Annotated in this window: 4 protein-coding genes; all 4 read left to right on the plus strand. The window is 63.6% G+C overall.

Annotation, left to right across the window (positions count from 1 at the left end):
* Positions 1-50 precede the first annotated feature (50 nt).
* The 4 genes from BUB78_RS14835 (at position 51) to BUB78_RS14850 (ending at position 13,548) form a co-directional block, all read left to right on the plus strand.
* Entirely contained in the window at positions 51-1,418 is a 1,368-nt protein-coding gene (locus BUB78_RS14835; protein ID WP_084732888.1) for an oligosaccharide flippase family protein, read from the plus strand.
* Between the two features lie 118 nt (positions 1,419-1,536).
* The gene (locus BUB78_RS14840) at positions 1,537-7,953 is read left to right on the plus strand and encodes a type I polyketide synthase (RefSeq protein WP_245813508.1); all 6,417 of its coding nucleotides are present in this window, start codon (positions 1,537-1,539) and stop codon (positions 7,951-7,953) included.
* A complete protein-coding gene (locus BUB78_RS14845; protein WP_073199323.1) occupies positions 7,950-8,954 on the plus strand; it encodes a glycosyltransferase family 2 protein in 1,005 nt (334 codons plus the stop codon). The genes BUB78_RS14840 and BUB78_RS14845 overlap by 4 nt, the downstream gene beginning before the upstream one ends.
* A 10-nt stretch (positions 8,955-8,964) precedes the next feature.
* Complete coding sequence (locus BUB78_RS14850; protein WP_073199367.1) at positions 8,965-13,548, plus strand: MupA/Atu3671 family FMN-dependent luciferase-like monooxygenase; 4,584 nt, start codon at positions 8,965-8,967, stop codon at positions 13,546-13,548.
* Position 13,549 lies beyond the last annotated feature (1 nt).

The following is a 13,549-nucleotide window of genomic DNA, read 5'->3' on the forward strand; positions in this document are numbered from 1 at the left end:
CTGCGGCAGTTCGGTTTGGAGCCGCTATCAGGGTTAACACGGGGTTTAGAGTGCGCGTTGTAACGCAGGTTTTCTCAGGAGACGGGCTTTTGGCCCGGGCGATGCGCTCTTCGGCGCTGACCGTGGCAAGCTTTGGCAGCTCACAGGTGCTCCGGCTTGCCTCGAACCTTATCCTCGCGCGGCTGTTGTTTCCCGAGGCCTTTGGCATCATGGCGATTGTCAGCGTGATCATTCAGGGCCTGATGCAGTTTTCCGATGTCGGCGTCAGCCCGGCGATCATGCAGAGCAAACGTGGCGACGATCCGGATTTCCTGAACACCGCCTGGACCATTCAGATGATACGCGGGGTCGGCCTCTGGCTGGCGGCCTGTGCTCTGGCCTGGCCGGTGGCGCAGATCTACGACGCGCCCCTCTTGATGCAGCTTTTGCCGGTCGCGGGGCTGTCTCTGCTGATCACCGGGTTCAACCCGACGCGGCTTGATAGCGCCAAGCGACACTTGCGCTTTGGCCGGGTGACGGCGATTGATTTCGCCGTGCAGATCGCGGGCATTCTGGCCGCCGTGGGGCTTGCCTTGTGGCTTCAATCGGTCTGGGCCCTTGTCATTTCGGGATTGATCAGCGCGCTTGTGGGGCTGGTACTCTACTGGGTGTTTCTGCCCGGACCGGGCAACCGGGTGCGGTGGGAAAAGCCCGCCGCGCAAGAGCTTGTCAATTTCGGCAAATGGATTTTTCTGAGTACGATTTGCGGTTTTCTGTTCAATCAGGCGGATAAGATTATCCTTGGCAAATACCTTAGTTTCTCGGTCTTTGGCGTCTATAACATCGGGTTTTTTCTGGCCTCTTTCCCGATGCTCCTGGGCAATATGCTCACCTGGCGGTTGCTGATCCCGATTTACCGCGAATTGCCACCCGGCGAGAGCCCCGAGAACTTTGCCAAGCTCAGACGCATGCGCTTTGCCGTCACCCTTGCGCTTTTGGCGCTTGTGGCGATCTTTGCGCTTTTGGGGGTCTGGCTTGCCGGGGTGATGTATGATGACCGCTATGAAATGGCCGGCGCGGTGGTGGTCATGATGGCGGTCATGCAAATCCCGCAGATCGTTGTGATGACCTATGATCAGGCCTCGCTTGCCGCCGGGGATTCGCGCCGCTTTTTCATCCTGACACTGGTCAAGGCCGTGGTGATGATCGCCGCGCTAATCCTTGGCCTTGAATGGGGTGGATTGATGGGAGCGCTGATAAGTTACGGCGTGGCCATGCTCTTTGCCTATCCGGTGGTGGTCTGGCTTGCGCGCCGGATGCGCGCGTGGGACCCTTTGCATGACGCGTCGATGGCGCTTGTCGGGCTTGGGGTCGGCGCCTTGGCGGTCTGGGTCAATCTTGACGCGGTTGGCAATCTGGCGCGTGCTTCGGGGTGGTAGGGCGCAGGGCCAAGGGACAAAAACTATGGTATTGCCAAGGAGTTGCCCCGAATTCTTCGCATTGTTTGGCGATATCAAAGCATCTATATTTTAAGCAGTGGATTTGATGAAAGATGACATGATCCCCCAATCTGTCGACGACAATGACATTGCGATTGTCGGCATGGCTGCGCATCTGCCGGGTGCGCAGACGGTCGCGCAGTATTGGGAAAATCTGCGCAACGGCATAAGCTCGATCCGCAAACTGTCGCAAGACGAGCTTTTGGCGAGCGGCGAAAGTCAGCACATGATCCGCCAGAAAAACTATGTCCCTTTCGGCGCGCCGCTGGACGGGTTCGAGATGTTCGATGGCGAGTTTTTCGGCTTTGGCCCCAAGGAAAGCGCCATTCTCGACCCTCAACATCGCCATTTCCTTGAAACCGCCTGGGAGGCGCTTGAAGATGCCGGGCACCCGCCGGAAAAATTTGACGGCAACATCGGGGTGTTTGCGGGCTGCGGCATGGGCAGCTATTTCTATTTCAACCTGTGTTCCAACCCTGATCTGGTCGACAATGTCGGCATGTTCCTGTTGCGCCACACCGGCAATGACAAGGATTTCCTGACCACGCGGCTTAGCCATATTCTTGATCTCAAAGGGCCGAGCCTGTCGATCCAGACCGCCTGCTCCACCTCTCTGGTGGCGGTGCATTACGCGGCGCAATCGCTTTTGAATGGCGAATGCGACATGGCGCTTGCCGGTGGCGTGACCATCGAGCTGCCGCAAAAGCGCGGCTATCTTTACAAGGACGGCGAGATTCTTTCGCCTGACGGGCAATGCCACGCCTTTGATCATCGCGCCCAAGGCACGGTCTTTGGCTCGGGCTCCAGCGTTGTCGTGCTGCGCCGTTTGGCCGATGCACTGGCCGATGGCGATCACATCTGGGGCGTGATCAAAGGCACGGCGGTCAATAACGACGGTGCCGCCAAGGCCGGTTACCTGGCCCCCTCGGTCGACGGTCAGGCGATTGCCGTGGCCGAGGCACAGGCGATTGCCGGAATAAGCGCCGAAACCGTGGATTATGTGGAATGCCATGGCACCGGCACCTATCTTGGCGACCCGATCGAGGTTGCCGCCCTCACACAGGCGTTTCGCGAGACCACCCAAGCGGTGGATTTTTGCCGCATCGGCAGTGTGAAGACCAACATCGGCCATCTCGATACCGCCGCTGGTGTGGCCAGCCTGATCAAGGCGACGCTGGCGCTTTATAACAAGGAAATGCCGCCCTCTCTTGGCTATGAGGCGCCCAATCCCGCGATTGGCTTTGACGGAAGCCCGTTTGCCGTCAATGAGCGGCTGAGGCCATGGCCGCAGCGCGATCATCCGCGCCGCGCCGGGGTCAATTCACTTGGCGTTGGCGGCACCAATGCCCATGCGGTTTTGCAGGAGCCGCCCGAGCGCCCCGCGTCAGAGCCCGGCGATTGGCCGTTTCAGCTTTTCACCCTTTCGGCGCGCAACAAGGCGGCTCTTGACGGTGGCGCGGCGCGGCTGGCCAGCCATCTGCGCGCGCATCCCGAGCAACCGCTGGCCGATATCGCCTGGACCCTGAAAGAGGGCCGACGCGCCTTTGATCACCGCCGCGTCGTGGTCGCCGACAGCCACGAGGCCGCCGCCGCGCTTTTGGAAAAGGGCGATCCGCGCCGGGTGTTTACCCACGAGGTGTTGGGCCATGACCCGCAGGTCGTGTTCATGTTCCCCGGCGGTGGTGCGCAATATGCGGGCATGGCGCGCGACCTTTATGAGACAGAGCCGGTCTTTGCCGAATGGATGGATCGCGGACTCGACCTGCTTCAGCCCAGGCTTGATTACGATATTCGCGCGATCTGGTTGCCGGACGGCGCAGGGCTGGCCGAGGCGCAAGAGCGGCTCAAGCGCCCTTCGGTGCAATTGCCCCTGATCATGATCACCGAATTTGCGCTTGCCCAACTCTGGCAAAGTTGGGGCGTGACCCCCACCGCGCTTATCGGTCATTCGATGGGCGAAAACACCGCCGCCTGTCTGGCCGGGGTGATGAGCTTTGAGGATTGCATCGGCCTTGTGCATCTGCGCGGACAACTGTTTGACGAGGTTGCGCCGGGGGGCATGCTGAGCGTGCCGTTGGCCGCCGACGCCCTGCGCCCCTGGCTTGGGGACGACCTTGATCTGGCGGCGGTGAATGCGCCCGAATTGTCGGTCGCCTCTGGTCCGCAGGCCGCCCTTGATGATCTGGCCGCGCGCCTTGCCTCCGAGGGGATCGAGGCACAGCGCATTCCAATCGACATCGCCGCCCATAGCCGGATGCTCGCGCCGATCCTTGACCGGTTCCGCGCCTATCTCGCCTCTATCACGCTCAATCCGCCACAAATCCCGCTGATCTCGAACCGCACCGGCGATTACATGACGCCGCAGCAGGCCACCGATCCGGATTACTGGGTTGGGCACCTACGCCATACGGTAGCGTATGCAAAGGGCCTTGGCCGCCTTGCCGAGGGCGAGGCACGGGTGTTTCTTGAGGTCGGCCCCGGCAAGGCGCTGTCCTCCCTGGCTCAGGCGCATGACGCGATCACCGCCAATCAGGTGATCGGCACCCTGCGCCATCCCGATGACGTGGCGCCCGATGACGAATATTTCATGGCGATGCTTGGCCGGATGTGGGCGGTGGGGGTCACCATCGACTGGGATCAGATCTGGGGTGAGGTACGGCGTCAGCGCGTGCCGCTTCCGAGTTATGCCTTTCAGCACAAACCCTATTTCATCGCCCCCGGCGCGGCGCGGCACGAGGCAGCAACCGATTTTCCGCTGCGGCGCGATGATATTGCCGACTGGGGATACCGTCCGCATTGGCGGCCCAAACTTTCCGACATAGATCTTAGCGACGGCGCCGACCTTGACGCGATCCCGACCGAGAGTTGGCTTGTCTTTGAGGACGATGCAGGACTTGCCAAGGCGGTCGGTCAACGGCTTGAAGATGCCGGACATACGGTAACGTATGTTATCCCCGGCGACGCCTTTGCCGCACTTGCGCCGGGGCGCTATGCGCTCTCGCTTGAACGCGGGCGCGAGGGCTATGATCATCTGATCCGCGCGTTGGTCGCCGAGGGCCGTGCGCCCACCCGGATCGCGCATTTCTGGCAAGTCACGGCGGATGAACGCCACCGCCCCGGATCAAGCTTTTTCCACCGGCTTCAGGAACAGGGGTTCTATTGCCTGCTGTTTCTCGCTCAGGCCATGGCCGACGAGGGCCTGCCGACGCCGATCCATATCACCGCGATCACCTCTGGCGCGGCGCAGGTCAAGAATGAGCCGCTTGCTCACCCGGCCAAGGCCACTGCGATGGGCCCGCTGCGGGTGATCCCGCGCGAGATGCCCGGCGTGACCTGCGCCAGCCTTGATATCCCCATGCCCGACACCCGGCGCGGGATGCCCGACGCACTTGTCATGCAGGTGCTTGAGGATCTGCTGCAAGAGCCCGGCAACCGCGTGGCGGTCCTGCGCGGCGCGCGGCGCTATGAACAAGAGTACCGCGCCCAGCCGATCCCCGAGGGCAAGACACCGATTTGCGGCGGCGATACGGTGCTGATCACCGGCGGGTTCGGCGGCATCGGCCTGACCCTGGCCGAAGACCTGATCCGCAGGAATGGCGCCAGTATCGTGCTGATGTCGCGCGGTGCCCTGCCCGCGCGCGACGACTGGCCGCGCTATGTTGCGACCCGTGGCGCGGGCGATCCGCTGGCGCGCCGGATTGCCGCGATCGAGCGGTTAGAGGGGCTTGGCGGGCGCGTGATGGTGGTCACGGCAGACGTCTGTAACATCGAGGATATGCGCGCCGCACGGGCGCAGATCGAGGCCGGGTTTGGCCCCGTCAACGGCGTGATCCACGCCGCCGGCGTGATCGCCGATGCGCCACTTCTGAGCAAAGGGCCGGACAGCATCGAGGATGTGTTTACCCCGAAAATTCATGGCACACAGGTGCTTGAACAGGTATTCCCCGATGGAACGCTTGACTGGCTCGTGCTGTTTTCCTCGACCTCGACGGTGACCGCCCCTGCGGGGCAGGTCGATTACGTGGCGGCGAACGAATACCTCAACGCCTATGCCAAATCGCGCAGCGCCGACAAGACCCGCGTGCTTGCGCTCAACTGGGGGATCTGGGCCAAGGTCGGCATGGCCGCCGAGGCGGTTGCGCGCCAAAAGGGCGATGTCATCCCCGCCCCGCGTGTGCCCGTCACGGCGCCGCTGATCGACACGGCAAGCCATGACGCCGAGGGCAACCGGCTTTTCCACGCGAGCTATAGCGCGGCCCAAACCTGGGTGTTTGACGAGCATCGCACCAAGGCCGGTCAGGCGCTTTTGCCCGGCACCGGCTATCTGGAGCTTTTGGCCGAAGCCCTGCGCGCGCAAGGCGAAGAGGGCGCGTTTGAAATCCGCGACCTGTGGTTTTTGCGGCCCTTCGACATGCCGGATCAAGGCCCCCGCGACATGCGCCTGCGCTTGACGCGCAGCAACGCGGGCTATGACGCAGAAGTGCAAAGCGCGTCGACCCTGGCCGGGCGTCACGGCTGGCAAAGCAACGCACAGGCGGGCGTAACCCTTGTGCCGCTCACGGCTCCTGCGCCGCTTGATCTTGCGACCATTCGCAAGCGTATGGACAACTGGCAAGAGGCGGGCGATATTCCCCTGACCGCCCCGCAAGAGGCGCATCTTGAGTTCGGGCCTCGCTGGCGGGTTTTGCGCGCCATGGGATTTGGCCAAGGCGAGGCGCTTGCACATCTGCGCCTGCCAGAGATGGCGGTGGGCGATCTCGCGCAGGGCTATCTGTTGCATCCGGCCCTGATGGACATCGCGACTGGCTGGGCGATGAAGCTGATCGAGGGCTATGCGCCGACGCATCTCTGGGTGCCGATGTCTTATGGCGCGGTCCGGGTCTATGGGCCGCTGACGGGCGAGGTCTTTAGCCATGTGCGCAATGCGGGCGACAACCGCGCCGGGGCCGAAACCGCAAGTTTCGACATCACGATCTGCGATGCAAGCGGCCGTGTTCTTGTCGATATCCAGAATTTCGCGATCCGTCGGCAAGAGGGCGGGCTTGCGCTCAGCGCGCCGACCGCGCGGGATATTGAATTTGACCCCGGTCAAGACGGCGAGGCGCAAAACCTGTCGCCCGCAAAGGAACGGCTTCAGCACAACCTTGAACAGGGGATTTTGCCAAGCGAGGGCCCAGAGGCGTTTCGCCGCGCGCTTGCCAGCAGGTTGTCACAGGTGGTCGTATCCTCGCTTGACCTCGACACGCTGTGCACACAGGCCGAGCACGCCGCGCATGGCCACGATGAGGGCGGGCAAAAGTTCGACCGCCCCGACCTTGCAAGCGATTTCGTCGCGCCCGAGGGCGAGATCGAAACCCGATTGGCAGAGTTCTGGAGTGGGCTTTTGGGTCTTCAAACCGTCGGGGTCGAGGATAGTTTCTTTGATCTCGGCGGGCATTCCCTGATTGCCGTGCGGCTGTTCGGGATGATCCGCAAGGCGTGGCAGGTCGATTTCCCGATTTCGGTGCTGTTCGAGGCGCCCACGATCCGCGCCTGCGCCGCGCTGATCGAGGCGCGTATCGGGCCGCAAGAGGCCAGCACAAACACCGCCCCCGCCAAGCCAAGCACGCCAGAGCGCCGATTCACCCATCTGGTGCCGATGCACCGGGGCGAAGGCGGGCCGAAACGGCCGTTTTTCCTTGTTGCGGGGATGTTCGGCAACGTGCTTAACCTACGTCACCTTGCGCATCTTCTGGGCGATGACCGGCCATTTTATGGGCTTCAGGCGCGCGGGCTTTATGGCGGCGAGGCGCCGCATGACGATCTTGTCGAGGCGGCGCGCGACTACATCAAGGAAATGCGCCAGATTCAGCCGCATGGCCCCTATCTTTTGGGTGGGTTTTCCGGTGGCGGTATCACCGCCTATGAGATGGCACAGCAACTGCGCGTGGCGGGTGAAGAGGCGGGCGCGGTGGTCATGCTTGACACGCCCCTGCCCCAGCGGCGTGCGCTGTCGCGCAAGGATCGCCTGCTTATCCAATGGCAGGAACTGCGCGCGCGCGGCCCGCTTTACCCGCTGCACTGGGCGCGCAACCGGATCAGATGGGAGCAGGCCAAGCGCCGCCCGCAAGAGGCCGCGACAAACACCGAACATCAGTTTCACGACAGCGAGATCGAGGCCGCGTTTTACCGCGCGATTGCACGCTATGACCTGCGCCCATGGGATGGCCCGCTCTCCCTGTTCCGCCCGCCGCTTGTGGGCAAATGGCAGGTCTCGAACCGGCTCTGGGTGAATTCAGAGCGCGCTTATGTTCTGCCCGACAACGACTGGACGGCCCATGCGCCGCAGGTTCAGGTGACAGAGGTGCCGGGCGATCACGATTCCATGGTGCTAGAGCCCAATGTGCGGGTTCTGGCCGCGCGCATCCGCCGCGCGATTGAGAGAGCCGAGGCGGATATCCCCGACGCGCCTGTTGCCCAGAGGGCCACGGAATGACAGACACCCCGCGCGTTCTCTGCATCATCCTGAATTGGCGCACACCAGAGATGAGCCTGAAATCCTGCGCTGCGGCGCAGGTCGCGATGCAGGGTATCGCGGGCGAGATTGTCATGGTCGACAACGAGTCCGGTGATGGGTCATTCGAGGCCATGCAAGAGGGCATCAAGGGCCAGAGCCGGGTGCGGGTGGTGCAATCGGGCCACAATGGCGGCTTTGGCGCGGGCAATAACGCGGGCATGCGTGCCGGACTGTCCGATGGCACACCACCCGATTACGTCTATATCCTGAATTCCGATGCCTTTCCGGCGCCGGATGCGATAGCGCGGCTTCTGGCGCATCTTGAAAACACGCCCGAGGCGGGCCTTGCTGGCGGCTATATCCATGGCTCTGACGGGGCGGCGCATGTGTCCTGTTTTCGCTTTCCCTCGATCGCTGGTGACTTTGAAGGGGCCGCACGCATGGGCCCGGTGAGCCGGGTGTTGAAGCGCCACATCGTGCCCCTTCCCGTGCCCGAGGCCAATCGCCCGATCGATTGGCTGGCGGGTGCAAGCCTTATGATCCGGCAAGAGGTACTGCACCAGATCGGCGGGTTTGATGAACAGTTTTTCCTCTATTTCGAGGAAACCGACCTCTGCCTGCGCGCAGCGCGGGCCGGGTGGCAAACCCATTTCGTGCGCCAGAGCGAGGTCGAGCATATCGGCTCGGTCAGCACCGGCATGAAAACCTGGGCGCGGGTGCCCGATTACTGGTTCGCCTCGCGGCGGCATTATTTCGTGAAAAACCACGGGCGCGCCTATGCCGTGGCGGCAACGCTGGCGCATTTGGGCGGCGGGCTGCTGGGACAGGTCTGGCGCATCGCCCGGCGCAAACGGGCCGCTGGTCCGCCGCATTTCCTGCGAAGCTTACTGGTAAGTGACCTGCGCGCGGCGCTGCGGGATATTGCAGGTCGCGGGCCTCAAAGTGCCCGCAAGGGCGCGCGTGCCGTGGCTGAAGAATGAGGATAAGATGATGCTGAGCGCCCTTCTGATCGGGAATGAATCGCTGACCCTCAACTGTGGCGAAGGCTGGCTTGAACGCGGGCATGCGATCACGGCCGTGGTCACGCGCAACGCCGATGTAAGGGCCTGGGCCGAGGCCAAGGGCCTGCCCCTGATGGCCCCCGGCGCGGGCTTGGCCGAGGCGTTAAGCGGCGTGTCGTTTGACTGGCTTTTGTCGATTGCCAACCTGTCGGTTCTCCCCGACAGCGTGCTGGCAGGGGCAACCAGGGGCGCGGTGAATTTTCACGACGGGCCATTGCCGCGCTATGCGGGTCTGAACGCGCCGGTCTGGGCGTTGATGCAGGGCGAGGCGCGCCACGGCATCACCTGGCATCTGATCGAGGGCGGGGTGGATGAGGGCCGCATCATCGAGCAGCGCCTGTTTGATATCGCGCCCGATGACACCGCCTTTACCCTCAACGCGAAATGCTATGGCGCGGCGCTGGATAGCTTTGATGCCGTGATGGATCAGCTAGAGCGCGGCCTGCCCGGTGCCGTGGCGCAGGACCTTGACGCGCGCTCCTATTTCGCGCGCGCCGACCGGCCCGAAGCCGCCGCCTGGCTGGATTTCACCAAGCCCGCAAGCAATCTTGCCCGGCTGGTGCGCGCGCTGGATCATGGCGGGTATCTGAACCCGCTGTGCATGCCCCGGATCATGCTGGGCGATCAGGTGGTTCTGGTAGGGCGGGCCGAAATTTTGGCCGGTGAAACCACCGCCCCCGAAACCGTTCTTGAGGTCACCAAAAACCACCTGAGCGTTGCGACACGCGACGGCGCGCTGCGACTAAGCGATCTGCGCGCCGGGGATGGGACAGCGATTGATCTGGTCAAACTGGCCACGCCGGGCATGATCTTGAGCCGGGACAATACGGCGGACGATCTGACCCGGATCATGGCCGATCTTGCGCCGAATGACGGCTATTGGCGCGGGGCCTTGCGGGCCATGCGGCCTGTGATCCTGCCGCTTGCGGCGGGGGATGGCGCGGGCGTAGAGCGCCGCGCACTTGACCTTGCGGGCAACACGCTGCTTGGCGTTGCGGCCCTCTGGGCAAGCCGCCTTGCGGGTGAGGCGGGCGCGACGCTGGCCTATCGCGGCAAGGCGGTCAGCGCAGCCGAACAGCCCGGTCATACCTGTCCCTGGGTGCCGCTGACCCTGCCCGAGGGCAACACATTGGCGGACTTGCAGACAGCAATGGAGGCGGCTTTTGGACGCGCCGAGAGCAAAGGCGCCTTTGCGCTTGATATCTTTGCGCGCGACCCCGGCCTTGACGCCGGGCACCGGCCCAACCTTGGCCTGCGGGTTGAGGGCAGCGGGCTTATCCCCGGCACGGTGCTCACGCTGGACCTTGGACCCGAGCCAGGCCTTGTCTATGATCCCGCGCGCCTCTCGCCCGCGATGGCCGACCTACTTGCCAAACGGCTAGAGGATTTGGGTCGCGCCGCCCCCGACAGCACGATCGGCGACTTGCCCCCCCTGCCCGAGGGCGAGCATCGTCTTGTCACCCAAAGCTGGAACCGCACCGCGCGCACCTATGACCCCTTGCCGCTTCACAAGATGATCGAGGCCCGCGCCGCGCGCACCCCCGATACCACGGCCCTGGTGTTCGAGGATCAGGCCCTGACCCACGCCGAGCTTGAGGCACGTGCCAATCGCGCCGCGCATGTGCTGCGTCAAATGGGGGTTGGCCCCGGCGTTCTGGTCGGGCTTTGCCTGCCGCGCTCGGCCGATATGATCGTGGCGGCGCTTGCCATCTGGAAGGCCGGAGGGGCCTATGTGCCGATGGACCCGGCCTATCCCGCCGAGCGGCTTGCGCTTTACCTGGAAGACAGTGGCGCGCCCGTGGTCATAACACATGCCTCGCTGGCCCCGACCCTTCCCAAGACTGGCGCAGAGGTGCTCTGCCTTGATAACGATCCGCGCCTTGAGCGCGCGCCCGCCACTGCCCCCGAAGGCGGTGCCGGTGTGGATGACCTTGCTTATGTGATCTATACATCCGGCTCGACCGGGCGGCCCAAGGGGGTTATGGTCGAACACCGCAACGTGGCGAATTTCTTTGCCGGGATGGACGAGCGCATTGCGCATGATCCGCCGGGGGTTTGGCTTGCGGTGACAAGCCTCAATTTCGACATTTCGGTGCTGGAACTTTTCTATGCCCTCGCGCGCGGCTTCAAGCTTGTGCTGAGCGGCGATGAAACCCGCGCGCTTGTCTCGTCGGGGCATCTTGCCACCTCTGATCGCGGAATGGAATTCAGCCTTTATTACTGGGGCAATGACGATGGCACCGGGCGTGACAAATACAAATCCCTGCTGGAAGGCGCCCAATTTGCCGACACCCACGGCTTTTGCGCGGTTTGGACGCCCGAGCGGCACTTTCACGCCTTTGGCGGCCCCTATCCCAATCCTTCGGTAACCGGGGCGGCGGTGGCGGCGGTAACGCAAAACATCGGCGTGCGCGCCGGAAGCTGTGTCGCGCCGCTGCATCATCCCGCCCGCATCGCCGAGGAATGGGCGGTGATCGACAACCTCACCAACGGGCGCGCGGGCCTTGCCATTGCCAGCGGCTGGCAGCCGGATGATTTCGTGCTGCGCCCCGAAAACACCCCGCCCGACAACAAGCCCGCCATGTTCGACGCGATCCGCGATCTGCGCAAGCTGTGGAAGGGCGAGGCAGTCGAATACCCGCGCGCCGATGGCAGCCTGCATAGCGTCGTGACCCAACCGCGCCCGGTGTCAAAAGATGTTCCGATCTGGGTGACAACGGCGGGCAATCCGGCCACCTGGAAAGAGGCCGGGGCGCATGGCGCCAATGTTCTGACCCATCTGCTTGGCCAATCCGTCAGCGAAGTGCATCAGAAAATCGGCCTCTATCATGCGGCGCTGCGCGAGGCAGGGCATGATCCGGCTGATTTCACCGTGACGCTGATGCTGCATACCTATGTGGCGCAATCGCGCGACGAGGCCGAGCGCGTGGCGCGCGAACCGATGAAGGATTACCTGCGCTCTGCGGCTGGTCTGATCAAGCAATATGCCTGGGCCTTTCCCGCCTTCAAGAAACCCGAAGGGGTCAGCAATCCGTTCGAGCTTGATCTTGGGTCGCTCTCCGAAGAGGAATTGGATGGCATCCTTGATTTCGCCTTTCTGCGGTATTTCGAGGACTCGGGCCTGTTCGGCACGGTCGAGGATTGCGTCGCGCGGGTTGAGGAACTCAAGCGGATCGGCGTGGACGAGGTTGCCTGTCTGATTGATTACGGCATCCCGGTGCGTCAGGTTCTGGACGGGTTGCGCCCGCTGGCGCAGGTGCTTGAGCGAAGCAATCGCGTGGGCAGCATCCGTGAGGATGACTTTTCCATCGCAGCACAGATTTTACGCCATGGCGTGACGCATCTGCAGTGCACGCCGTCGATGGCGCGGATGATCGCGATGAATGACGAGGCGCGCCATGCGCTTGGGCGCATCAAGCATCTGATGCTCGGTGGAGAGCCTTTGCCCGGTGCGCTTATAGGTGAACTGGCGCAGATTTCCGGCGCTAGAATCGAGAATATGTACGGGCCGACCGAAACCACGATCTGGTCCACCACCGCCCCTGCCGCCGCGGGCACAGGCGTGGCGCCGATCGGCACCCCGATTGCCAATACCCAGACCTATGTTCTTGACGACACGATGCGTCCCGTGCCAGTTGGCGCGCCCGGCGAATTGTGGATTGGCGGCGACGGGGTGACGCGCGGCTATCTGCATCGCGATGATCTGACCGCAGACCGGTTTCGCGCTGATCCCTTCCGCCCCGGCGGTCGGATTTACGGCACGGGCGATCTTGTGCGATGGCGCGCCGATGGGCAGATCGAGTTTATCGGGCGGGCCGACACGCAGGTCAAATTGCGCGGCTATCGAATCGAGCTTGGCGAGATTGAAAGCGCGCTGGAGGCCTGCGCCGGTGTCGATCAGGCGGCCGTTCTGGCGCGCGAAGACAGCCCCGGCGATACCCGCCTGGTGGCCTATCTGCGTGGCTCTGCCGAGATTGAGGCGCTCAAGCCACAGCTTGCGCGCGTTCTGCCCGCGCATATGGTGCCTGCGCATTTCGTGCGCCTTGATGCCTTTCCGCTGACGCCCAACCGCAAGGTGGACCGCAAGGCGCTTCCGGCGCCGACGCTGGCACAGCCCGCGCCGCACACCATGGTCAGCTCTGCCGCATCGGGCAGCACCCTTGAGCGCGATATCGCAGCGATCTGGTCGCGCATTCTCGGCATGGCGCAGATCGGCCCGCAGGACAGTTTCTTTGACCTTGGCGGGCACTCGCTTTTGGCGGTGCAGGCGCATCGCGAAATCCGACAGGAATTGGCGGCGAGCGCGTTGAGCATCACCGACATTTTCCGCTTTCCCAAGCTGGCGGCCCTGGCCGCGCGGGTGGCAGAGGCGCGCGGCGATGTCCCCGTTGGCGCTATTGTGACGCCAGAACAGGCCAAGCCAACCGCGCCAGAGGTGCTTGGTGCGCGCGCCACCTCGCGGGCCGATGCGATGTCGCGGCGGCGCGCCATGCGTGCGGCGCGCCAAGGCTAGG

It is taken from the genome of Roseovarius marisflavi (assembly GCF_900142625.1).
Taxonomy (GTDB): domain Bacteria; phylum Pseudomonadota; class Alphaproteobacteria; order Rhodobacterales; family Rhodobacteraceae; genus Roseovarius; species Roseovarius marisflavi.